18 protein-coding genes are annotated in these 23,375 nt (G+C 58.7%); 8 read left to right on the plus strand and 10 right to left on the minus strand.

Going from position 1 to position 23,375, the window contains the following annotated elements:
• Positions 1-27 precede the first annotated feature (27 nt).
• From ACMGF7_RS10300 to ACMGF7_RS10345, 10 genes are all read right to left on the minus strand, one after another.
• Entirely contained in the window at positions 28-1,233 is a 1,206-nt protein-coding gene (locus ACMGF7_RS10300; protein WP_004936868.1) for an MDR family MFS transporter, read from the minus strand.
• A 47-nt stretch (positions 1,234-1,280) separates the two neighbouring features.
• Positions 1,281-3,512, minus strand: coding sequence for a hypothetical protein (locus tag ACMGF7_RS10305; RefSeq protein WP_164095425.1), 2,232 nt, complete (start codon positions 3,510-3,512; stop codon positions 1,281-1,283).
• Entirely contained in the window at positions 3,512-4,465 is a 954-nt protein-coding gene (locus ACMGF7_RS10310) for a lactate/malate family dehydrogenase (protein ID WP_015379200.1), read from the minus strand. The genes ACMGF7_RS10305 and ACMGF7_RS10310 overlap by 1 nt, the downstream gene beginning before the upstream one ends.
• Positions 4,466-4,490: 25 nt before the next feature.
• Positions 4,491-5,558: a cupin domain-containing protein gene (locus ACMGF7_RS10315; protein ID WP_049241430.1), complete on the minus strand. Its 1,068-nt coding sequence runs from the start codon at positions 5,556-5,558 to the stop codon at positions 4,491-4,493.
• A gap of 419 nt (positions 5,559-5,977) precedes the next feature.
• Positions 5,978-7,327 carry an acetyl-CoA carboxylase biotin carboxylase subunit gene (gene accC, locus ACMGF7_RS10320; protein WP_004936886.1) on the minus strand — a complete coding sequence of 450 codons (1,350 nt, stop codon included), beginning with the start codon at positions 7,325-7,327 and terminating at the stop codon, positions 5,978-5,980.
• Between the two features lie 13 nt (positions 7,328-7,340).
• Entirely contained in the window at positions 7,341-7,808 is a 468-nt protein-coding gene (gene accB, locus ACMGF7_RS10325) for an acetyl-CoA carboxylase biotin carboxyl carrier protein (RefSeq protein ID WP_004936889.1), read from the minus strand.
• Positions 7,809-7,840: 32 nt separating this feature from the next.
• Positions 7,841-8,293 carry a type II 3-dehydroquinate dehydratase gene (gene aroQ, locus ACMGF7_RS10330; protein ID WP_004936891.1) on the minus strand — a complete coding sequence of 151 codons (453 nt, stop codon included), beginning with the start codon at positions 8,291-8,293 and terminating at the stop codon, positions 7,841-7,843.
• Between the two features lie 287 nt (positions 8,294-8,580).
• Positions 8,581-9,180 (minus strand): protein-methionine-sulfoxide reductase heme-binding subunit MsrQ, encoded by a 600-nt coding sequence (msrQ, locus tag ACMGF7_RS10335; protein ID WP_420286429.1) that lies wholly within the window; start codon positions 9,178-9,180, stop codon positions 8,581-8,583.
• Positions 9,181-10,182 carry a protein-methionine-sulfoxide reductase catalytic subunit MsrP gene (gene msrP / locus ACMGF7_RS10340; protein WP_049241434.1) on the minus strand — a complete coding sequence of 334 codons (1,002 nt, stop codon included), beginning with the start codon at positions 10,180-10,182 and terminating at the stop codon, positions 9,181-9,183. It abuts the gene before it with no gap.
• Between the two features lie 156 nt (positions 10,183-10,338).
• Positions 10,339-11,316, minus strand: coding sequence for an MDR family oxidoreductase (locus tag ACMGF7_RS10345; protein WP_164095424.1), 978 nt, complete (start codon positions 11,314-11,316; stop codon positions 10,339-10,341).
• Positions 11,317-11,520: 204 nt separating this feature from the next.
• Here ACMGF7_RS10345 and csrD point away from each other — a divergent pair, with 204 nt between their 5' ends.
• From csrD to nit1, 8 genes are all read left to right on the plus strand, one after another.
• A complete protein-coding gene (gene csrD, locus ACMGF7_RS10350; protein WP_049241436.1) occupies positions 11,521-13,455 on the plus strand; it encodes an RNase E specificity factor CsrD in 1,935 nt (644 codons plus the stop codon).
• 413 nt (positions 13,456-13,868) lie between these two features.
• Positions 13,869-14,912, plus strand: coding sequence for a rod shape-determining protein MreB (mreB, locus tag ACMGF7_RS10355; RefSeq protein WP_003855260.1), 1,044 nt, complete (start codon positions 13,869-13,871; stop codon positions 14,910-14,912).
• Positions 14,913-15,006: 94 nt separating this feature from the next.
• Positions 15,007-16,032, plus strand: coding sequence for a rod shape-determining protein MreC (gene mreC / locus ACMGF7_RS10360; RefSeq protein WP_049241438.1), 1,026 nt, complete (start codon positions 15,007-15,009; stop codon positions 16,030-16,032).
• Positions 16,029-16,517: a rod shape-determining protein MreD gene (gene mreD, locus ACMGF7_RS10365; protein ID WP_004936918.1), complete on the plus strand. Its 489-nt coding sequence runs from the start codon at positions 16,029-16,031 to the stop codon at positions 16,515-16,517. The genes mreC and mreD overlap by 4 nt, the downstream gene beginning before the upstream one ends.
• A gap of 10 nt (positions 16,518-16,527) precedes the next feature.
• Positions 16,528-17,112, plus strand: coding sequence for a Maf family protein (locus tag ACMGF7_RS10370; protein WP_004936921.1), 585 nt, complete (start codon positions 16,528-16,530; stop codon positions 17,110-17,112).
• Between the two features lie 38 nt (positions 17,113-17,150).
• Complete coding sequence (gene rng, locus ACMGF7_RS10375) at positions 17,151-18,620, plus strand: ribonuclease G (RefSeq protein WP_004936922.1); 1,470 nt, start codon at positions 17,151-17,153, stop codon at positions 18,618-18,620.
• An 88-nt stretch (positions 18,621-18,708) separates the two neighbouring features.
• On the plus strand, positions 18,709-22,512 hold the full coding sequence (yhdP, locus tag ACMGF7_RS10380; protein ID WP_197800483.1) for an AsmA2 domain-containing protein YhdP: 3,804 nt from the start codon (positions 18,709-18,711) through the stop codon (positions 22,510-22,512).
• A complete protein-coding gene (nit1, locus tag ACMGF7_RS10385) occupies positions 22,509-23,369 on the plus strand; it encodes a deaminated glutathione amidase (RefSeq protein ID WP_004936930.1) in 861 nt (286 codons plus the stop codon). The genes yhdP and nit1 overlap by 4 nt, the downstream gene beginning before the upstream one ends.
• Positions 23,370-23,375: the final 6 nt, after the last annotated feature.

Below are 23,375 nucleotides of genomic sequence, written 5' to 3' on the forward strand. Positions count from 1 at the left end.
GCGGCGTTAATTAGCGGGTTAACAATGTCACGCGGTTATCGTTCTTTTCTCAGATATTCTTTCCGAAATAGTATAAAGAACGATGACGCCGATGCATAAAAAGAACATCACGGCATACAGGGCGCCACCGCCACCTTGTTTTAACAGCAAACCGCCGACAAAAGGAGCGAGCGCCAGGCCAAATTCGTAAAACGTGGCGGCACCGAAGTAAGCCCCTTTTAGGTTAGCCGGCGCCATACGATCAATTTGTATATTGAGCGTAGGGAACAGGATGACTTCGCCGAGGCTGAGCAGGAACATGGCGACCAACCACAGCAGCCAGCTTTCACTGGAAACCAGCAGAAAGACAATTTGTGAAAGCGCGAGAAAGAACACGCCCAGGCTGGTTTTCAGTGCCAATGACATGCGGCGGGTAAAGCGCTCGGTGAAATACTGCAGCGTTATCACCGTGGCTGCATTGATGAATATCAGCACGCTGAGCAGGTATTCGGGGTTGTACACCTGGCTGATCATGAGGTATTGCGGCAGCGTCACGTCGATCTGCCCGTAGACCAGCATCACCAAAATGTTGGCGACTACCAACACCTTGAACGCCTGATCGTTCCAGATAATCCGCAAAGAGCCAATGAACGAGAAGGTGGCGTTGCGCGTTTCTTTACCGTGCCCCGCTTTGAATACCGCGAGCACCAGCAGCAAATAGCAAAGGAACGACAATGCGGTGACGAAGAAGGTGGCCTTCTGCGCCGTCAGCCCGAGAGCGACACCCACTAATGGGCCTACGGCTGCGCCCACGTTCATCAGGAAGTAGCGGATGTTCAAGGCGCGTTCCCGCTCTTGCCTGTCATGGAGAATATCGCCGATCACCGCTTTGCTGGCGGGTTCGATCAATGAGCGCGAAATGCCATTGAGTAAAATACCGACAAAATACCACGCCGGTGAGTTGGCCAACGCAAGTACGCTAAATGAAATGATAGCGGCGATTGCACCAAGAATAATCAACGTGCGACGGCCATATTTGTCTGATGCGCCACCGAAGAGATAGCCGAAAGAAATAGACACGATAAGTGATACGCTCATCATGACGCCGATTTCCACCGGCGTCATCGCGTAGTTATTTCTCATGAGAATGGTAATGAATGGCCAAATCATGAAAAAGCAGGCGCGCGTCAAAAACGTCCCGATAAAGATAACCCATATTTCTTTTGGGAAATAAGGGATGAATGTTGACCTCAAGGCGGTTTCTCCTTAAATGTTGCTCGTCGTCTGTTGAACCGAGTGTATTACACCTTTTCCAAACTTTCCTTTTCCCATCGGTTAGCCAGAGTGAGTAACGGCGTCACTCCGGTTTCTCTAATCCTCGCGATGAGATTTTTCCGCTGATCGAAGATAACCGGATGCGGGCTGATGCCTTGAATAATCGCGGCGACAGTCGCCGAGACTGGCGCGCTATGCGCCAGCGTTGGAATCGCCAGAACGTTCATGCAGTATTCGAACATGGAATCGACGGAGTTCAATTTACCCAACATCAAGAACGTCATTTCATCTCCGACGAGGGTAGCGCCAAGGCTGTCGAATATCATTTTGACTTGCGCCACGGGCTTCTCTTTCAGATGGAAACTGAGCAGTGCGCGGAACTGGTCGCGATTCAGACGGCCCTGTTTCATCTCGTCATTCAGCATGGCGAGTGCCTGGCGTACATAATTTTCCTCTTCGTTGAACAGATCTGCCGAAGCGCAGCGGAAATGCTGTTTGAGGAAATACCAGTGAAAGACATATTTGCCGTCGAATTCAAGGCGAACAACGTTGGTGAAGTCTTCCAGATCGTGCCGTTCCGGGTGGAAGTCGCTGAGATCGCAACGAATATCGATGCCGGAAGAGGAGGCGATTCGGCGGCAAATGGTGGTGATATCAGCTTCGCCCAATAGCGCTTGCAGCATATGCTGCATGTTGTTGCCGCCGGCGGCCAACTCGCAATAGGCGTCTTTACCTGGCGTCAGGTATTTGATTCGGTTGTCGCGCGCATTGAGTGATGAGGCAATTTCAGCCCACTGGTTATGTACTTCCTGGCTTCTGATCGTTTCCAAACGAGGGTTTTTTTCATAGAACGCGATGACGCGCGGATCGACAGCCAGACCGCTGCGTTTGAGTATTCCGGCGTCAAGCTGCGCGCTTGCTTGGTTTTTCACCAGGACATTGATGAAGTTGCGCAGCGAACTCTCCCCGCAATCTGAGAACGAGACGTCAGAATCCGGCGCGGGGCGGCAGGTTTTGGTGATGCACAGCGGCGGAAAATAGCGGCCGTACACTTCGCGATCGTAATAGTCATGGCAGCGATCGGGGAAGTGCGTCTCGCCCGTCGCCGTTTCGCCGAACAGCTCCCCGCTCAGTTCCCGCAGTTGCTGCATGTAGGCGGTCAATTTGCCGAAGTTACCCTTGCATTTCAGCCACAGCGCCGCGTTGAGCAAATGAAACACCTCCCTGTCGTGCTCGGCGGTGCGGCTGGCCGCGATCAGTAAACGACATAAATTGTGCAACTCGGCCAGCAAGCTGTCGCGATCGGCACAGTGGATACCGACGTAATCCTGCACACGTCGCGGCAGATAGCGGTGATACTTGTTGAAAGGCAGATGCAATGCAATGAAGTCAGCGCTGAATCCCTCGGTTTGCAGCCGTGCGACGGTGCTTTCGGTAAAATTTTCCGCCAGCATGCTGGCGCGCAAGGTGGCTTCATCTTTTTGCTGGCGGGCATGTTCGACGGTGGCCTGCGCGTTTTGCCAGGCGGGGAACAGGCCGGCTTGATGCATGGCTTCTTGCTGCGCCGCATTCAGGCGTGCTTCCAGCTCGGTGATTTCGGCATTGAGCGCCAGCAGCTGCGCCTCTTTATTCTCAGCAGCGCTTTTGCCCAGCGTTTTTTTGCCGGCTTTGAGCGCGGCGATCGCGGCTCGACATTGTTGGATCGGCGCCTGCTGCGCTTTAACGGCGTTTTCCGCCTGTTGCAGGATCTGATTCAGCGCTTTTTCTTGCGCTTTCAAATGGGCGCCGAGGGAGAGCGCTTCGCGTTCTGCGGCTGCGATCTGCGCTTTTGTGTCCTCGAACTGTTGCAGTACGCTGTCGCAAAGCCGGCGTATTTGCACAGAAAGCCGATGTTGCTGCTCAATGGCAGCGTGAAAATCCGTTTCATCTCGTACATGCTGATATAACGAGGAGATATCATTGTCGGTGAAACGCGGGCTGCTCATGAAAGCCACCAGCCGTGCAAGGGTAGAGGGGGAAAACCAGGTGAACGGATTCTTCACCTCTTTGCTTACGTCAAACTCGACCAGGTCAGTACGGTAGAACAACGCGCGCGCCACCTGGCCGATCGGGTGTTCGGCGCCAAGAAAACGGTAATACTTTTCCGCGAGTTCGTTGTTGCACCACAGCACCCCGTACAGTGGCGAAAGAAAACGATACTCAGGGCGTAACGGCATGTAGAGATCGCGGAAAATCTGTCTGGTTTGATCGGTCGTCATCAGCTAAAACCTTGGATGATGTTTTTTAACTTGAGCGCCGCCTGGTGGATTTGTTGTTGCTCATCCTGATTGGGCATCAGCGACAGCGGCGTAAAGACGCCGTCGCGCAGAGCCAGCGGCCAGGACATGAACACGCCCAGTTCCGGCAGCCAGACCGAACCGCAGCAGGGGGTTTCGTCCCGTTGGATGATGCGCTCAAGCAAGATAAGAATGGAGGCGGCCGGGCCATATTTAGGAGGGCGCCGCATTTTGTGAAATATGTCCAACCCTTGATTGCGGGTATCGGTGACGATTTGCGCCAGCGCCTGCGCCGAAAGTAGCTGGTTCAGCGGTCCCTCGTCGGTTGTTACCTGGCTGAGCAAGGGCACCAACCCGGCGCCGTGCTCGCCGCAGACTGTCAGGCTACGCGCGTCGATGCGCTGCATGTCGATCCCGGAAATGCGGCAGATGCTTTTCAGCAGCCTGGCGGTGTTGTGCGCGGCGCCGATGCCTATCACCCGGCAGCGAGAGTCGAGCAGGATTTTATCGATGTAATAGCTGATGCTATCCACCGGATTGACCGCATTGATGATGTGACAGCCGGGAGCAATGAAGGGTTTGGCTCGGCTAAAAATGGCCTCGCTGAGCCGTACGTGATCGTCCAGCAACGCCTGGCGGTCATGCATCGGAAAGGTTGAAGGCACGCCATAGCAACAGAGGATCACGTCAGCCCCGTCGATGTGGCGGTAGTCATCCGTCACAACAATCTTGGGTAAAGACGTTCGGTTATGGCGTGAGAAGAGCGCTTCCGCCAGCAGGCCATCAAGAATATCTTCGCAAACGGCTGAATACTTTTCGGTATTTCGGCAGATGATCACGACTTCATTGACGCTGCCACGTCGCTCGGTCGTACTTAACAGCGCGTTTAGCGTCTCTTGCCCAATACCGCCGAATCCCAATAAAACAATTTTCATGACCGCTCCTGATGACCTGCCCGGCTTATGCTTCGATCAGTTCGGCCAGTCTTGCATACTGCTTCTCAACCATACTCCACCCTTTATCGAGTACGGCTTTGACACGCTGGAATTGTTCTTCGGTCATCCCCTTGAAGAACGCTTTATCCACTTCCTGATGATCGCCATCGAATTCGGAGTGATCCTCGAAATGGTTCTGTTTGCTCGGATCGAACACGTGTTTGATGTTGTTATAGAACACGAAAGCCGAACCTTCGATGACAAAGTGCACCAGGATAGCCTGTTCCAGATTATCCAGCGTGATCATCTGGTGGTTGAACCAGATGCACAGCGCTTCAAAGATCGCGTCTTCGCGAACCTGGAGGTTGTCGCGGCTGTTGCGCAGCACCTCGTCATGGCCGAATTCTTCTTTCAGATGTTCACTGAAGAAACGCGAGAAGCGAACGTCTTCACACAGTGCGCTACGCAGCAGCACCATTTTTTGGAACTGATCGGACAGGATCTGCAGGTAGTCCAGGAACAAGGATTTTTTCGCCTCGGAGAACGTTTTGTCCTTGGCGAATGCGGTAAAGATCTTGTTGTCCTGATAGCGCTCGATGTAGCGGGCGTTATGCGCTTTAAGCTGATGGTAGTAAGCGTAGGGATCTTGATCGAAAGTCACCAGCGGCTTGCTGGGATCTTCATAGAGCCCGCGCTCCTCAAACTGGATTGACAGCCCCCAGTAGCCGTTGTCGCCCGCGCCGATGAAGCCGTGATCCGCGCCTGGCGGAATGCAGATGACATCGCCTGGAACGGCCCGGCGGTCAACGCCGTCTCCCAGCAGGATCGCTTCCCCTTCACAAATGATATACAGCGAAGATATTGGATGAACATGCACATCCAGCTTTTCGTTTTTCGCCAGACGCACCCAGCTTACTGCCAGGCGTGCCCGTTCGGGAATAAAGCGGTTTATTTCCTCATTGGCGCGGAAATTCTTCACTTCGCCCAAAAGCTTCTCAATCCCGTTTTCCTTAATGCTTTTTATGGTTTCCATGTCAGCACGGTGGTACAGGGAAAACTCGGGCTTACGGTCGTATTCAGTTACATGGCTCATTAAGACATTACTCATCTAAGTCAATAAAAAGGATAAATAAAAAGAGAAAAAGAGCGCGCTGCATTCGATCGACGGCGACAATAGCACGGGCTATCACCGAGCGGATGTGATCGGGGTCAAGCTTTGTAATTAATACGTTAATTTTGTTAAAGCTTATGGCGTGTGAAAATGCGATGGATTGAGTTTTTTCCTTGCTAATATTTATTTGTAAGCTATGAGTTAAATGTTTTTTGTTTAAAAACATCTTGTTATGTTTTGTGTGGTGATGTGGGTGGCGGGCTGGATGAATGTGAAGAGAAAGTTATCTGTGAAGATTTGATTCTATTTTGCGCGGTTGAACGAAAAAATCAGGCGGGCGCGAGAAAAGAAAAAGGCCGGTGATTAACCGGCCTTTCGTCAGACGATGCTGCGTGGCTGCCTTAGGTTTCCTGCAGACCCAGCTTCTTCTCCAGATAGTGGATGTTGGTGCCACCGTGCTGGAAGTTTTCGTCGTTCATGATCTTCTGCTGCAGCTCAACGTTGGTTTTGATGCCGTCGATGATCAGTTCAGCCAGGGCGTTTTTCATGCGGGCGATCGCCACGTCACGGTTTTCGCCGAAGGTGATCAGTTTGCCGATCATGGAGTCATAGTACGGCGGTACGGTATAACCGGCGTAGATATGAGATTCCCAACGCACGCCGAAACCGCCTGGCGCGTGGAAGCGGGTGATCTTGCCCGGGCTCGGCAGGAAGGTGTTCGGATCTTCGGCGTTGATGCGGCATTCTACCGCGTGGCCGTGGATCTTCACTTCTTCCTGTTTGATCGACAGCGGCTGACCGGCAGCGATGCGCAGCTGCTCTTTGATCAGATCCACGCCGGTGATCATTTCGGTAACCGGGTGCTCTACCTGAATACGGGTGTTCATTTCGATGAAATAGAACTCGCCGTTTTCATACAGGAACTCGAAGGTGCCCGCACCGCGGTAGCCGATTTCCACGCAGGCTTTCGAGCAGCGCTCGCCGATGTAGCGGCGCATTTCGCTGGTGATGCCCGGCGCCGGCGCTTCTTCGACCACTTTCTGGTGGCGGCGCTGCATGGAGCAGTCGCGCTCGGCCAGATAGATGGCGTTGCCCTGGCCGTCGGCCAATACCTGAATCTCGATGTGACGCGGATTCTCCAGGTATTTTTCCATGTACACCATGTCGTTGTTGAAAGCCGCTTTGGCTTCCGCTTTCGTCATGTTGATGGACTGCTCAAGGTCTTTGTCGCTGCGCACCACGCGCATGCCGCGACCGCCGCCGCCGCCGGAGGCCTTGATGATCACCGGATAACCGATGCGCTTGGCGAAGGCACGGTTTTTATCCATGTCGTCGGTCAGCGGGCCGTCGGAGCCCGGCACGCATGGCACGCCGGCTTTTTTCATGGCGTTGATCGCGGAAACCTTGTCGCCCATCAGGCGGATGGTTTCGGCTTTCGGGCCGATGAAGATGAAACCGGAGCGTTCAACCTGCTCGGCGAAGTCGGCGTTCTCGGACAGGAAGCCGTAGCCCGGGTGGATCGCCACCGCGCCGGTGATTTCCGCCGCCGAGATGATGGCCGGGATGTTCAGGTAGCTTTTTACCGATGGCGCAGGACCGATGCAGACGGTCTCGTCGGCCAGCAGCACGTGTTTCAGATCGCGGTCGGCTGCGGAGTGAACCGCAACGGTCTTGATGCCCAGTTCTTTACAGGCACGCAGGATGCGAAGCGCGATCTCGCCGCGGTTGGCGATAACAATTTTATCAAGCATGGGGGGCGCCTCGTTATTCGATGACGACCAGCGGCTCGTCATATTCGACCGGCTGGCCGTTTTCCACCAGGATGGCTTTCACGACGCCGGACTTGTCCGCTTCGATCTGGTTCATCATTTTCATGGCTTCAACGATGCACAGGGTATCGCCGGCGTTCACTTTCTGGCCCACTTCCACGAAGGCTTTCGCGTCCGGGCTTGGGGTGCGGTAGAAGGTGCCTACCATTGGGGAACGAACGACGTGGCCACTCACGGCCGCCGGTGCTGCAGGGGTTTCTGCCGCAGGCGCGGTGGCAACGGCGGTAGCCAGGGCTGGCTGCTGCTGTGCCGGCATCGCGTAAGCCTGCTGCATGACGGGATAAGCCTGCGCCGGTGCGGCACGGCTGATGCGAACCGATTCTTCGCCTTCAGAGATTTCCAGTTCAGAAATGCCTGATTCTTCAACCAGTTCGATCAGTTTCTTGATTTTACGAATATCCATGAGTGTGATTCCGTACTCTTTTTGTGGAGCAATTAGTGGGTTTTCGACAGACGGTTAACCGCTGCCTGTAAAGCGAAAGCGTAGCCATCCGCGCCGAGGCCGCAAATCACGCCTACCGCTACGTCTGAGAGATAAGAGTGATGGCGGAAAGGTTCGCGGGCGTGCACGTTGGACAGGTGGATCTCGATGAACGGGATCTGCACCGCCAGCAACGCATCGCGCAACGCCACGCTGGTGTGCGTGAACGCCGCCGGGTTTATCAGAATGAAATCGGTGTTGCCGCGCGCCTGATGGATGCGATCGATCAGCTGATGCTCGGCGTTGGACTGCAGATGGCTCAGGGTAATATCCAATGCGGATGCCTGGTTTTCCAATCCGTTAACAATCTCTGTCAGCGTCGTGCTGCCGTACTTCTCCGGCTCACGCGTCCCCAGCAGATTGAGATTGGGGCCGTTCAGAAGCAAAATGTGAAACTTATCCGCCATTGTGCTGGTATCTCCGGCAATAAAACCATCATCGTAGAAAATAACCCGATGTTACCGATTTGTCACCTGTTAAGGGGCAAATTCACCCTGAGAACAGAAACAAGGTCGGGCATTATAACGATATCGTAGCAATTCGCAGCTAAATACTGGTCTTATCAGCGAAGATATTCAACCCCAAATCGACCAACTCGGGGTTCCGTGACAGGAATATGAGCGCTGGAACACAGAAAAAGTTCCCGCCGGCGGCGTGCGTTTTTCAACGACAATCACGCGCGCCGCCGCGCGATTCAGCGCCACCAGGCGCGGAATTTCTTGTAGCGCAGGCCCAACAGCGCCACCGCCAGCAGCGCGTAAATGAACTGCTGGGGGGAAAAGGTTTTGACCGACCACAGATAGTGGATGGGCGCGAGGATCGCCGCCAGATAGACGAAGTTGTGCAACGTTTGCCATTTGGCGCCCAGTTTGCGCATCGCCCACAGCGTCGAGGTGGCCGCCAGCGCCAGCAGGATCAGCCAGGTGAGGATGCCGAGCGTCAGATAAGGGCGGTTCACCAGCTCGCTGCCCAGCAGGCCGAGATTGCTCAGCCCCAGCTCCAGCGTGGAGTAGCTTATCAGGTGCAGCGTGCCCCAGGCAAAACACCACAGCCCCACCAGACGGCGGCAGCGGATCAGCAGCGGCTGGCGGGCGTAGCGCGCCAGCGGGGCGATCATCAGCGTGGCCAGCAGCAGTTTCAGCGTCATCCTGCCGGTAAAATGCTGGATGTCCTTGGACGGATCGGCGCTGAACCAGCCTTGATCCACCGCCAGTACCAGCCAGAGAAAGGGCAAAAACGCCGCCAGATGCAGGGCGGCTTTCAGCCATTTGATGTGAACAGGCGTCAGGCGCACTTAGAAATTCTCCCGCAGATCCATGCCGCGATACAGCGACGCCACCTGATCGGCATAGCCGTTGAACAGCAGCGTCGGTTGGCGTTTGACGTCGAGAATGCCGCCGGAGCCGATGAAGCGCTCGGTGGCCTGCGACCAGCGCGGATGATCGACGTGCGGATTCACGTTGGCGTAAAAACCGTACTCGTTCGGCGCGGATTGGTTCCAGGTGGTCGGCGGCTGATCGCGCACCAAGCGGATATGCACGATCGATTTGATGCCTTTGAAGCCGTATTTCCACGGCGTGATCAGTCGCAGCGGCGCGCCGTTTTGCGGCGGCAGGGTTTTGCCGTACACGCCGACGGTCAACAGCGCCAGCGGATGCATCGCCTCGTCCAGCCGCAGCCCTTCGACGTAGGGATATTTCAGGCCGCCGCCGATAAAGCGATCTTTCTGGCCGGGCATCTGCTCCGGATCGTACAGCGTCTGGAAGGCTACGTAACGCGCGTTGCTGTTCGGTTCGGCCAGCTTGAGAAGCTTGCCCAGCTCGAAACCGATCCACGGCACCACCATCGACCAGGCCTCGACGCAGCGCATGCGGTAAATACGCTGCTCCAGCGGGAAACGCTTCATCAGATCGTCGATATCCAGCGTTATCGGTTTCGCCACTTCGCCGTCGATGCGCACTTTCCAGCCTTCGGTTTTCAGCCCGCCGGCGTTGGCGGCCGGATCGGCTTTGTCGAGGCCGAACTCATAGAAGTTGTTGTAGCCGGTCACCTTGTCTTCCGGCGTCATCGCCAGCTGCGCCTGCCAGGCGGCCGGTTTGCCGAATGCCAGCGCTTTGCCCGGCGGCGCCTTGGGGCGATCGTTGCCCTTGAACCACGACAGCAGGTCCGCCCGCGCGCCGGTAGGCAGCGCCAGCGTAGCGGCGCTGATGCCGAGCGCCTGCAGCACCTTGCGCCGCTGGTGGAACACGCTCTCCGGCGTGACGTCGGCCTCGGTTAATTTCGGGTGTTTGTTCATGCTTATGTTCTCCGCGACTGATTCCCGCCGCCTGTAAGCGGCAAACGGGTCTCCATGAAATAAGCATGGCGCTAAAGCCGGCCGGAAGCGAGGGGGCGCGGGAAAATATGAAATTTCGCAGAAGCGGGAACTCCCCCCGTCGACGAGGGGAGAAGGTCAGCGGATTTTCACCAGGGTGCGGCCGGTGATTTGGTTGTTCAGCAGCGCAGCGGCGGTGGCCGGCGCCTGCTCGAGGGTGATTTCGTGTGTGGCCTGCTGATAGAAGCTGTCCGGCAGAATGCCGGCCAGCCGTTCCCAGGCGGTTTGGCGGCGATGCAGCGGCGTATGCACTGAATCCACGCCCTGCAGGCGCACGTTGCGCAGAATGAACGGCATCACGGTGGTCGGCAACTGATAACCGCCCGCCAGGCCGCAGGCGGCGACGGTGCCGTTATAGTTCATCTGTGCCAGCACCCGCGCCAGCAGTTTGTCGCCGACGGTGTCCACTGCGCCGGCCCACAGCTGTTTCTCCAGCGGACGCGGCGTGTCGATATAGCCATCGCGCGACATCACCTCTTTGGCGCCGAGCGCTTTCAGGTACTCGGTATTGCTGTCGCGGCCGCTGATGGCGGTCACCCGGTAACCCAACGCCGCCAGCAGGGCGATGGCGGTGCTGCCCACGCCGCCGCTGGCGCCGGTGACCAGGATATCGCCGTCGTCCGGGTGCACGCCGCCTTCCTCCAGCGCCATCACGCACAGCATGGCGGTAAAGCCGGCGGTGCCGATGATCATCGCCTTGCGCTCATCCAGCCCGTTCGGCAGCGGCACCAGCCACTCACCGGAGACGCGCGCCTGCTCGGCCAGGCCGCCCCAGTGGTGTTCGCCCACGCCCCAGCCGGTGAGCACCACGCTTTGCCCCTCTTTGAAGCGATCGTCGCGGCTGTGGCGCACGGTGCCGGCGAAATCGATGCCCGGCACCATTGGGAAGTTGCGTACGATCTTGCCTTTGCCGGTGATCGCCAGCGCATCCTTGTAGTTCAGGCTGGACCAGTTGATGTCGACGGTAACATCGCCTTCCGGCAACCGATCGCTGTCGATATCTTTGATATGGGCCAGAGTTTGGTCGTCTTGTTGTTCCAATAACAGTGCACGCATGTCACTCTTCCTCTCGTTTACACTTTTCTATCAATGGCTGAATCACATTTATTTGACTATATGCATAATAAGCGGCCCAAGTCCTGATAAAGGACAAAAACGGCGCTTGCAGGTTTAATTCCTCAGCAAGGCTTGTTAGGGTTGGACGGTCCCTTTTAGCTAAAGGGTGAACACTCACTTAACCATAGCGGACAAGGCACAGGGATGCGATTTACCACCAAACTCTCTGCATTGATCACTCTGTTGGTCGCGCTGGCGATGTTTTTGATGCTGATGGGATGCTCATACAGCTTCTTTTACGTTACCCAGGATCGCCAGGAGCGCCGCTTGGATTCGCTGGTTACCACTCTCGATCAAGCCATGCTGAGCGAGCCGCCGCAGGAGCAGGAGAAATGGTTGCCCATCGTCATGCGCACGCTCGGCATCGTGTCGATCCGCATAGAGGCCGGGGCCAGCCAACTGCTCGACTATAAATTGCCGACGGTCAAAAAAGAGCACTGGGATGCGCTGAACGGCTATCGTCAGGTCTCGCGCCCCCTGTTGCAGCACCCGGGCAGCACGCTGTACATCACCTACCTCGATCCCTTCGCCAGCGACGTGCGTACGCTGCAATCCACCGCCGCCGTCACGCTGTCGATCGTCGTCATGGTGGTGATTTTGCTGTTCAGCCTGCGCTGGCTGCGTGAACAGGCCGACGGCGAAGATCGTCTGGAACGCCGCGCGCGGCGCATTCTGAACGGCGAGCGTGAAAACGTCATGCAGGGCGACGTGCGTGAGTGGCCGGCCAACGTCAGCGGCGCGCTCGACCGCCTGCTGGCCGATCTGGCGGAAGCGCGGGAAGAGCGCAGCCGGGTCGATACGCTGATCCGCGCCTTTGCCGCGCAGGACGCCAAAACCGGGCTGAATAATCGCCTGTTCTTCGATAACCAATTGACCACTCAGCTGGAAGATGAAGGCTCGCACGGCATCGTGATGATGGTGCGGCTGCCCGATTTCGAGACCCTGCGCGAGACGCACGGCAGCGTGGCGGTGCAAGAACTGATGTATTCGCTGGTCAACCTGCTGTCTACCTTCGTGATGCGTTACCCGTCGGCGCTGCTGGCGCGCTACTTCCACAGCGATTTTACCGTGCTGTTGCCGCATCGAACCCTGAAGGAGGCCGACGGCATCGCTTCACAGCTGGTCAACGCCATCGATGCCTTGCCTTCCACGGCGCTGATCGATCGCGAGGCCTTCCTGCACATCGGCATCGTGGCGTACCGCAGCGGTCAAACCACCGAGCAGGTGATCGACTATGCGGAGCAGGCGACGCGCCACGCTACGCTGCAGGGCGAAAACGGGTGGTATGTGTACGACAGCCAGGTGCCGGAAAAGGGGCGCGGCAGCGTCAAGTGGCGCACGCTGCTGGAACAGGTGCTGGCGCGCGGTGGCCCGCGGCTGTATCAGAAACCGGCGGTGACCGTGGAAGGCGAGGTGCACCATCGCGAGATCATGAGCCGGATCTATGACGGCACCCAGGAATTGCTGCCGGCGGAATATATGCCGCTGGTGCAGCAGCTGGGGTTGGCGGAGAGTTACGATCGCCAACAGGTGAGCCGCATCATTCCCTTGTTGGCGCAGTGGCCCGAGGAAACGCTGGCGTTTCCACTGTGCGTAGACTCGATTTTGCAGCGCTCTTTCCAGCGCTGGCTACGCGATACGCTGTTGCAATGCGAAAAAAGTCAACGTCGGCGAATTCTGATTGAACTTGCGGAGGCAGATGTGTGTCAACATATCGACCGTTTGCGTCCGGTGCTGAGGTTGCTGTCAGGGCTGGGTTGCCGCCTGGCGGTGTCCAAAGCGGGGTTAACCGTGGTCAGTACGTCCTATATCAAGTCGCTGCAGGTGGAGATCGTCAAGCTCCACCCGGGGTTGGTGCGGAGCATCGATAAGCGGGACGAAAACCAGCTGTTCGTGCAGAGCCTGACCGGCGCCTGCGCGGGTACGCGCGCGCAGGTGTTCGCCGCCAGCGTACGCACGCGCAACGAGTGGCAGACGCTGAAAGAGCGTGGGATCCACGGCGGGCAGGGCGACTTTTTCGCGTCGCCGGAACCGATCGACGCGGGGCGTAAAAAATATTCACGTCGTTATCGCGTTTAAGCTGATTGCCGGACAAAAATTGACGTAGAATGAGCGCCGGATCCATCTGGGCCATGTCACTCGTCATTTTGGAGTTTTCTCCAATCTGCCTGCGACAACGACGCCTATTTGAGATAGGCTCTTGTCAGCTTTTATCTGGTTGGCGTTGGTAGGTGCTTACCATCGGCGGCAATCAGGGAATATGTTAGATTTTATGAGCTGTGTTACGCCGTTTCGTGCGTTGACAGGGTGGTAAACTGAGCCTTTGTTCAGGGAATTCAGGCCTCATCCAATTTCCGTGCATTCGAGCAGAAACAATACAGACTATTTTTCACCGAAGTAGAACGTTTTTGCGCCTTGTCGCTGCTTCGTGTGGTTGGTAAAGTAGGCGGATTTTATTTTCCGCCCCCAGCTTGCAGGATTATCCTTTCGTTATGTTTAAGAAATTTCGTGGCATGTTTTCCAACGACTTGTCCATCGACTTGGGTACCGCCAATACCCTGATTTATGTTAAAGGGCAAGGCATCGTACTGAATGAACCTTCGGTGGTTGCCATTCGTCAGGATCGTGCCGGCTCCCCAAAGAGCGTTGCGGCCGTCGGTCATGACGCCAAACAGATGCTGGGCCGCACCCCCGGCAACATCGCGGCTATTCGCCCGATGAAAGACGGCGTGATCGCCGACTTCTTCGTGACCGAAAAAATGCTGCAGCACTTTATCAAACAGGTTCACAGCAACAGCTTCATGCGCCCAAGCCCGCGCGTGCTGGTCTGTGTGCCGGTCGGCGCGACCCAGGTTGAACGCCGCGCTATCCGCGAGTCCGCCCAAGGGGCCGGCGCGCGCGAAGTGTTCCTGATTGAAGAGCCGATGGCGGCGGCGATCGGCGCAGGTCTGCCGGTCTCCGAAGCGACAGGCTCAATGGTGGTGGATATCGGTGGCGGTACCACTGAAGTGGCGGTGATCTCGCTGAACGGCGTGGTGTACTCCTCTTCCGTGCGCATCGGCGGCGACCGCTTCGATGAAGCCATCATCAATTATGTGCGCCGCAACTACGGCTCGCTGATCGGCGAAGCGACCGCCGAGCGCATCAAGCACGAAATCGGTTCTGCCTATCCGGGTGACGAAGTGCGCGAAATCGAAGTCCGCGGCCGTAACCTGGCCGAAGGCGTACCGCGCGGCTTTACCCTGAACTCCAATGAAATCCTCGAAGCCCTGCAAGAGCCGCTGACCGGCATCGTCAGCGCGGTGATGGTGGCGCTGGAGCAGTGCCCGCCAGAATTGGCCTCCGACATTTCCGAACGCGGCATGGTATTGACCGGCGGCGGCGCGCTGCTGCGCAATCTCGATCGCTTGCTGATGGAAGAAACCGGCATCCCGGTCGTAGTGGCGGAAGATCCACTGACCTGCGTGGCGCGCGGCGGCGGCAAGGCGTTGGAAATGATCGACATGCACGGCGGCGATTTGTTCAGCGAAGAATAGTCAGCCCCTGGAAGGAGGAATCGTATCGGATGAATGCGCACAGCGAGAATCGGGTACGGTTCCTCTTTCTGTTGTCGAGGAACTCGCATAATTTATGAAGCCGATTTTTAGCAGGGGGCCTTCCCTGCAACTGCGACTTTTTTTGGCGGTGATTGCGGCCATTGGCCTGATCGTTGCCGACAGCCGGCTCGGCACGTTCGTGAAGATACGCAACTACATGGACACCGCAGTCAGCCCTTTCTATTTTCTGGCCAACGGGCCGCGTAAAGTTTTGGACAGCGTGTCAGAGACGCTGGCCACCCGCCAACAGCTGGAGCTGGAAAACCGCGCTCTGCGGCAGGAACTGCTGCTGAAAAACAGCGATATTCTTCTTCTTGGCCAATTCAAGCAGGAAAATGCCCGCTTGCGCGAGCTGCTGGGTTCTCCGCTGCGTCAGGACGAACACAAGATGGTCACCCAGGTGATCTCCACCGGTTCCGATCCGTATAGCGATCAGGTGGTGATCGACAAAGGGTCGGACAACGGCGTCTATGAAGGCCAGCCGGTGATCAGCGACAAGGGCGTGGTCGGTCAGGTGGTGGCGGTGGCGAAAGTCACCAGCCGCGTGCTGCTGATCTGCGACGCCTCGCATGCGCTGCCGATCCAGGTGCTGCGCAACGATATTCGGGTGATCGCTGCGGGCAGCGGCTGCGCCGACGATCTGCAACTGGAGCATCTGCCGAACAACACCGACATCCGCGTCGGCGACGTGCTGGTCACCTCCGGCCTCGGCGGCCGCTTCCCGGAAGGGTATCCGGTAGCGGTGGTCTCCTCGGTCAAAGTCGACAACCAGCGTGCTTACACTGTGATTCAGGCGCGGCCGACCGCCGGTCTGCAGCGTTTGCGCTACCTGCTGCTGCTGTGGGGCGCCGATCGCAACGGCGACATGCCGCTGCCGCCGGACGAAGTACACCGCGTGGCCAATGAGCGCTTGATGCAGATGATGCCGCAGGTGCTGCCGCCGGCCGGTTCCGTCGGGCCACAGCTGCCGGCCCCGGCCGCCGGTGCGGCGCCGCAATCCGGCGCTCCGGCGTCTGCTCAGCCTCAGGTTCAGCCTGCGGCGGCGGAGGTGGTGCAATGAACAGCTACCGCAGCCACGGGCGCTGGATAATCTGGCTGTCGTTCCTGGTGGCGTTGGTGCTGCAAATCATGCCGTGGCCGGAGCAGATCTACATGTTCCGGCCTTCCTGGCTGGTGCTGATCCTGATCTACTGGGTGATGGCTTTGCCGCATCGGGTCAACGTCGGCACCGGCTTCGTGCTGGGGCTGATCATGGATCTGATCCTCGGTTCCACGCTGGGCGTGCGCGCGCTGGCGCTGGGCATCATCGCCTATCTGGTGGCGTTCAAATTCCAACTGTTCCGCAATATGGCGCTGTGGCAACAGGCGCTTATCGTCGTGTTGCTGTCGCTGTCGATGGACGTGGTGGTGTTCTGGGCTGAGTTTTTAGTGATCAACGTCTCTTTCCGCCCAGAGGTGTTCTGGAGTAGTGTGGTAAACGGCATTTTGTGGCCGTGGTTATTCCTGTTGATGCGCAAAATCCGCCGTCAGTTCGCCGTACAGTAAGGGTATATCAATGACTTCGCTTTATCTGGCCTCCGGCTCCCCACGTCGACGTGAACTGCTGACCCTGCTGGGCGTGTCGTTCGACATTCTGCTGACGCATACCGAAGAGCAGCGCCGGGAAGGCGAAGCCGCAGAAGCCTATGTGCGCCGCCTGGCGCAGGACAAGGCCAAGGCGGGCGTGGCGCTGGCGCAGGAAGATCGGCCGGTGCTGGGCGCCGACACCATCGTGGTGCTCAACGGCCGGGTGCTGGAGAAGCCGCGCGACGAAGCCCATGCGGCGGACATGCTGGCGGCCCTGTCCGGCAAGCAGCATCAGGTGATGACGGCAGTGGCGATCGCCGATCGCCACGACGTGCGTTGCCAGCTGGTGGTGACTGACGTGACGTTCCGCAGCCTGTCACAACAGGATATCCGCGACTATATTGCTACGGGCGAACCGATGGATAAGGCGGGCGCCTATGGAATTCAAGGAAAGGGTGGTTGTTTCGTCAGAACGATAACCGGGAGTTATCACGCAGTGGTCGGTCTGCCGCTGGTCGAAACACATGAGCTGCTCAGTAATTTTGTCGCATTACGTGATGTAAGAACCGGTTGATGGGCGCTGCCATTATCGACCGGCTCTGAGGAGAAGGCATGACAGCTGAGCTACTGGTTAATATCACACCGTCTGAAACGCGGGTCGCCTATATCGATGGCGGCATTCTGCAAGAGATCCATATCGAACGCGAATCCAAACGCGGCATCGTCGGCAATATCTATAAAGGGCGCGTCAGCCGCGTCCTGCCGGGCATGCAGGCGGCGTTCGTCGACATCGGCCTGGACAAGGCCGCCTTCCTGCACGCCTCTGACATCATGCCGCATACCGAATGCGTCGCCGGCGACGAGCGGAAAAACTTCCACGTGCGCGACATCGCCGAGCTGGTGCGCCAGGGGCAAGACCTGATGGTGCAGGTGGTGAAAGATCCGCTTGGCACCAAGGGCGCGCGTTTGACCACCGATATCACGCTGCCTTCGCGTTATCTGGTCTTCATGCCGGGTGCGGCGCACGTCGGCGTGTCGCAGCGCATCGACAGCGAAGCCGAGCGCGAGCGCCTGAAGGCGATCGTGGCGCCGCACTGCGACGAGCTGGGCGGCTTTATCATCCGCACCGCGGCGGAAGGCATCGGCGAGGAAGAGCTGGCGCAGGACGCCGCATTCCTCAAACGGCTGTGGACCAAGGTGATGGAGCGCAAGAAGCGCAACCAGACCAAATACAAGCTGTACGGCGAGCTGGCGTTGGCGCAGCGCATCTTGCGCGATTTCGCCGGCGCGGCGCTGGATCGCATCCGCGTCGATTCGCGGTTGACGCACGATCTGCTGGTGGAGTTCACCGGCGAGTACATCCCGGACATCACCAACAAGCTCGAGCTCTATACCGGCAGCCAGCCGATTTTCGATCTGTACGATGTGGAAAACGAGATCCAGCGTGCGCTGGAGCGCAAGGTGGAGCTGAAGTCCGGCGGCTATCTGATCATCGATCAGACCGAGGCGATGACCACGGTCGACATCAACACCGGCGCCTTCGTCGGCCATCGCAACCTCGATGAAACCATCTTCAATACCAACATCGAGGCGACGCAGGCCATCGCCCGCCAGCTGCGGCTGCGCAATCTGGGCGGCATCATCATCATCGACTTTATCGATATGAACAACGAAGAGCATCGCCGTCGGGTGCTGCACTCGCTGGAGCAGGCGTTGAGTAAAGATCGGGTAAAAACCACGATCAACGGCTTCTCTCAGCTAGGCTTAGTTGAAATGACGCGTAAACGAACGCGTGAAAGCATTGAACATGTGCTCTGTCACGATTGTCCTACTTGCAATGGGCGCGGCACCGTGAAAACGGTGGAAACCGTGTGCTACGAGATCCTGCGCGAGATTGTGCGCGTGCACCATGCTTACGATTCCGATCGCTTCCTGGTGTACGCCTCTGCGGCGGTCGGCGAAGCGCTGAAGAGCGAAGAGTCGCATGCGCTGGCCGAAGTGGAGATCTTCGTCGGCAAACAGGTGAAGGTGCAGATCGAACCGTTGTACAGCCAGGAGCAGTTCGACGTCGTCATGATGTAGCCCGCCCGACATCGATAGGGGCCCGGCACGCCGAGCCCGTCAGTGCATAGATATTCCCGTTGCCAGGCAGCGGAGCAAGGAGAACTGCGTGAGGCGACTGCCTGGGATTCTGTTAGCAACAGGCGCCACCCTAATCGTGATTGTGGCGCTGCTGATCAGCGGGCTGCGCCTGATGCTGCCGAAGCTGAACGACTACCGTCCCCAACTGCTGGCGCAGGTGGAGAAGCTGTCCGGCGTGCCCGTGCAGATGGATTTCCTACAGGGCAGTTGGGAAACCTTCGGCCCACAGCTTGAAGTGCGTAACCTGAGCGTTACGCTGCCCAAAAGCGATGTGCATATCGAGCGCGTGACGCTGGCGCTGGATGTGTGGCAGTCGCTGTTGCACTGGCGCTGGCAGTTCCGCGATCTGACCTTCTATCAATTCCGGCTTGATTTGAACGCCACGCTGGGCGGCGATCGGCAGGGCGATGGCCTTGAACCCGGTAAAATCAGCGATCTGATGCTGCGCCAGCTCGACCATTTCGATCTGCGCGACAGCCGTATTTCATTCCTGACGCCCGCCGGCGCGCGCGCCGAATTCGACATTCCCCAGCTGACCTGGCTCAACGGCCGCGACCGCCACCGCGCCGAGGGGCAGATCAGCCTGTCGACGCTGAATGGCCAACACGGCGTGGTGCAGCTGCGCATGGACCTGCGTGACAATCAAGGCCTGCTGGATACCGGTACGGTCTACCTGCAGGCCGACAACATCGACATGAAACCCTGGTTTACCCGCTGGCTGCGCGCCAACACTGGGCTGGAAAGCGCCGATTTCAGCCTGGCGGCCTGGCTGCAGGTGCAGAACGGCGAGATCGCCGGCGGCCATGCGTTGCTCAAGCAGGGGGCGGCCAACTGGGATACCGGCGCCGCGCAGCACCGGCTGGACGTGGACAATCTGGCGCTGTCGCTGCGCCGCCAGGGCACCGGTTGGCAGCTCGACGTGCCGCAGCTGCGTTTGAGCACCGACGGCCAGGCCTGGCCGCAGGGCGGGCTGTCCGCGCTGTGGCTGCCGGAAAACACCGAGTTCATGGGGCCGACGCAGAATGAAGAGCTGCGGGTGCGCGCGACCAACCTTCAGCTGGAGCGCCTGTCGGCGCTGCTGCCGACCTTCTCGTTCCTCAGCCCGGATGTGCTCGAGCGCTGGAACGATCTGCAGCCGCAGGGGCAGGTGGCAGCGCTGGCGCTGGACATCCCGCTCAAGCAGCCGGAAAAGAGCCGTTTTCAGGCGCTGTGGCGCGATGTCAGCTGGCAGCGTTGGGAACTGCTGCCCGGCGTCAACCACTTCTCCGGTGCGCTGAGCGGCGGGGTGGAGAACGGCCGCCTGACGCTGGGGCTCACCGACAGCACCCTGCCTTACGGCGACATGTTCCGCGCCCCGCTTGAAATCAGCAGCGCGCGCGGCGCGCTGACCTGGCGTTACAACGATCAAGGGTGGGAGCTGGCGAGTCAGGGGCTGGACGTCAAGGCGAAGTCGCTGTGGGTCAACGGTGATTTCCGTTATCAGCAGCCGGCCAAGGGCGATCCGTGGCTGAACATCCTGGCGGGCATCCGCCTGTATGACGGCGCCGACGCCTGGCGCTATTTCCCGGAACCGTTGATGGGCAAGCATCTGGTGGACTACCTGAGCGGCGCCATTCAGGGCGGCCAGGTGGATAACGCTACGCTGATTTATTCCGGCGATCCGCAGCACTTCCCGTATCGTAAAAACGAAGGGCAGTTTGAAGTCTTCGTACCGCTACGTCACGCCACCTTCCAGTTCCAACCGGGCTGGCCGGCGCTGACCGATTTGGCGATCGATCTCGATTTCGCCAACGAGGGATTGTGGATGCATGCGCCGCAAACCCGATTGGGTAAGGTGGCGGGTAAAAATATCAGCGCGGTGATCCCGGATTACCTGAAAGAGCGGCTGCTGATCGACGCCGAAGTCGCGGGGGCGGGCAGCGACGTGCATGACTACTTCATGCAGACGCCGTTGCACGATTCGCTCGGGGCGGCGCTGGAGCAGCTGCAGATTGGCGGTGATGTCAGTGGGCGCTTACATCTTGATATTCCCCTGGACGGCGAGCAGGTCAGAGCCACCGGCGAAGTGGCGCTGAACAACAATTCGTTGCTGATAAAGCCGCTGGACAGCGAACTGCAAAAGCTCAGCGGCAAATTCCGCTTCGACAACGGCAACCTGCAGAGCGACCCCTTGTCGGCCAACTGGTTCGGGCAGCCGGTGGCGGTCAACTTTTCCACGCAGGAAGGCGATCGCGATTACAAGATCAATGTCGGCCTAAAGGGCGACTGGCAGCCGGGCAAGTTCCCCGGCCTGCCGACAGAGGCTGCCGCTGCGCTCAGCGGCAGTGCGCCCTGGCAGAGTCAGGTGGCCATCACGTTGCCGCATCAGGGCTCGGCCAGCTACGATATCGGCCTGGACGCAGATCTGAAGAAAGTGAGCAGTCACTTACCCTCACCGCTGGACAAGGCGCCGGGCGAGGCGTTGCCGGTGAACGTCAAGGTTAAAGGTGGTCTGAACGGTTTCATGTTGACCGGCAGCGCGGGCAAGCAGAACCGCTTCAACAGCGAATGGAACTTCGACAAAAAACAGGTGGATCTGGCGCGTGCCGCCTGGCAAACCAACGGTGGCGGCACCCCGCCGCTGCCGGCCGGCAAATCGATGACGCTGAACCTGCCGGCGCTGGACGGCGAGCAGTGGCTGGCGCTGCTGGCGCCGGCGCTGAAACAGGGCGGCGGCAGCGGTCAGGTGGGCGGTTTCAGCTTCCCTACCACCGTGGCGCTGACTACGCCGCAGCTGCTGTTGGGCGGCCAGGCCTGGCATAAGCTGACGCTGTCGGCCGAAAAACAGCTTGGCGGTACCCTGGTGAGCGCCAAGAGCGACGAAGTGGACGGCAGCCTGCGGGTGGCCGATCGCGGGCCGTGGCGCGCCGATATCAACTACCTGTATTACAACCCACAGTTCGCCGAGACGAAAAACGCGGCGGGTGCGCCGTCGCCGTCGACCGAGAAAGTTTCCTTCCGCGACTGGCCTTCGCTGATGCTGCGCTGCAAGTCGTGCTGGGTGCTGGGGCAGAACCTCGGCAAGGTCGAGGCGGATCTGACTAATCGGGGGGATACCCTGACGCTGGATCACGGCCTGGTCGATACCGGTAAAGGGCGTATGAGCGCCACCGGCCTGTGGAAACAAAACGCGCAGGAAGAGCGCAGCTCGCTGAAAGGCAAACTGCTCGGCGGCAAGATCGATGAAACCGCCGCCTTCTTCGGCATCACTATCCCGCTGAAGGGAGCGCCTTACGACGTGGACTTCGATCTGTACTGGCACGGCGCGCCGTGGCAGCCGCAGGTCAATACGTTAAGCGGCGCGCTGCAGGTCAAGATGGGCAAGGGCGAGATCGACAGCATGGGCGGCGGCCGCGCCGGCCAGCTGCTGCGGCTGGTCAGCTTCGACGCCCTGCTGCGCAAGCTGCAGTTCGATTTCAGCGATACCTTCGGCAAAGGTTTCTACTTTGATTCCATCCGCAGCACCGCCTGGCTGAAAGATGGCATAATGCATACTGATAATCTATTGATCGACGGCCTGGCGGCGGACATCGCCATGAGCGGCCAGATCGATCTGGCGCGCCGCCGCATCGATATGGAGGCGGTGGTGGCGCCGGCGATTTCGGCGACCGTCGGCGTGGCCACGGCGTTTGTCGTCAACCCGATCGTCGGCGCGGCGGTATTTGCCGCCTCGCAGGTGCTGGGGCCGCTGTGGAGCAAGATTTCGCTGATTCGCTACCATATCGGCGGCGATCTCGACCAGCCGAAGATCAATGAGGTACTTCGTAAGGCAAAGGAGGATAAGGCGTCATGAGGAATGCTAACGTTGCGTTGTTGCAGTTGTGCAGTGGCGATCAGGTGCGCGATAACCTGGCCCAGATTGAACAGCAGATCAAGCAGCTCAATGCCGGGGTAAAACTGGTCATGACGCCGGAGAACGCGCTGCTGTTCGCCAACTCCGCGGCCTACCGCCAACAGGCGGAAAAACAGGGCGATGGCCCGCTGCAGAACGCGGTGCGCGAGCTGGCGCGCCGCTATGGGGTGTGGTTGCTGGTGGGCTCGATGCCCTTGATCAGCCGCGAAAACCCGGAACTTATCACCACCAGCAGCCTGTTGTTCGACGAGCAGGGCGAAATCCGCGCCCGCTATGACAAACTGCACATGTTCGATGTGGATATCAACGATGCGCACGGCCACTACCGCGAGTCGGATACCTACCAGCACGGGCAGCACCTGACGGTGGTGGATACGCCGGTCGGGCGTTTGGGCATGACCATATGCTACGATCTGCGCTTCCCCGCGCTGTTCCAGGCGCTGCGGGCGCAGGGCGCCGAACTGATTTCGGTGCCGGCGGCGTTTACCCGGGTCACCGGCGAGGCGCATTGGGAAATCCTGCTGCGCGCCCGGGCGATCGAAAACCAGTGCATGATCCTGGCGCCGGCGCAGGTGGGGCGCCACGGACCGACTCGTCGCACCTGGGGCCACACGCTGGCTGTTGACGGCTGGGGCAAGGTGCTGGCCGAGAACGCGGACGCCGTGGCGGCGCTGAAGGTGCGCGTGGACACCGCAAGCCTGAAAAATATTCGTGCGCAGATGCCGGTGCTGCAGCACAACCGATTCCAGACGTCGCTGACGGCGCCGTCTGACAAGCTATCCTCCAATCAAGAGTGAAACCAT

Source organism: Serratia sp. BNK-17, from assembly GCF_048684935.1.
Classification (GTDB): Bacteria; Pseudomonadota; Gammaproteobacteria; order Enterobacterales; family Enterobacteriaceae; genus Serratia; species Serratia nematodiphila.

Excerpts from the sequence above, each read along its gene's own strand:
- accC (WP_004936886.1), bottom strand. The coding sequence starts at position 7,327 with ATGCTTGATAAAATTGTTATCGCCAACCGCGGCGAGATCGCGCTTCGC.
- msrP (WP_049241434.1), bottom strand. The coding sequence starts at position 10,182 with ATGAACAAACACCCGAAATTAACCGAGGCCGACGTCACGCCGGAGAGC.
- ACMGF7_RS10305 (WP_164095425.1), bottom strand. The coding sequence starts at position 3,512 with ATGACGACCGATCAAACCAGACAGATTTTCCGCGATCTCTACATGCCG.
- ACMGF7_RS10345 (WP_164095424.1), bottom strand. The coding sequence starts at position 11,316 with ATGCGTGCACTGTTATTGGAACAACAAGACGACCAAACTCTGGCCCAT.
- mreB (WP_003855260.1), top strand. The coding sequence starts at position 13,869 with ATGTTTAAGAAATTTCGTGGCATGTTTTCCAACGACTTGTCCATCGAC.
- rng (WP_004936922.1), top strand. The coding sequence starts at position 17,151 with ATGACAGCTGAGCTACTGGTTAATATCACACCGTCTGAAACGCGGGTC.
- ACMGF7_RS10310 (WP_015379200.1), bottom strand. The coding sequence starts at position 4,465 with ATGAAAATTGTTTTATTGGGATTCGGCGGTATTGGGCAAGAGACGCTA.
- csrD (WP_049241436.1), top strand. The coding sequence starts at position 11,521 with ATGCGATTTACCACCAAACTCTCTGCATTGATCACTCTGTTGGTCGCG.
- ACMGF7_RS10370 (WP_004936921.1), top strand. The coding sequence starts at position 16,528 with ATGACTTCGCTTTATCTGGCCTCCGGCTCCCCACGTCGACGTGAACTG.
- mreD (WP_004936918.1), top strand. The coding sequence starts at position 16,029 with ATGAACAGCTACCGCAGCCACGGGCGCTGGATAATCTGGCTGTCGTTC.
- nit1 (WP_004936930.1), top strand. The coding sequence starts at position 22,509 with ATGAGGAATGCTAACGTTGCGTTGTTGCAGTTGTGCAGTGGCGATCAG.
- accB (WP_004936889.1), bottom strand. The coding sequence starts at position 7,808 with ATGGATATTCGTAAAATCAAGAAACTGATCGAACTGGTTGAAGAATCA.
- mreC (WP_049241438.1), top strand. The coding sequence starts at position 15,007 with ATGAAGCCGATTTTTAGCAGGGGGCCTTCCCTGCAACTGCGACTTTTT.
- aroQ (WP_004936891.1), bottom strand. The coding sequence starts at position 8,293 with ATGGCGGATAAGTTTCACATTTTGCTTCTGAACGGCCCCAATCTCAAT.
- ACMGF7_RS10315 (WP_049241430.1), bottom strand. The coding sequence starts at position 5,558 with ATGAGCCATGTAACTGAATACGACCGTAAGCCCGAGTTTTCCCTGTAC.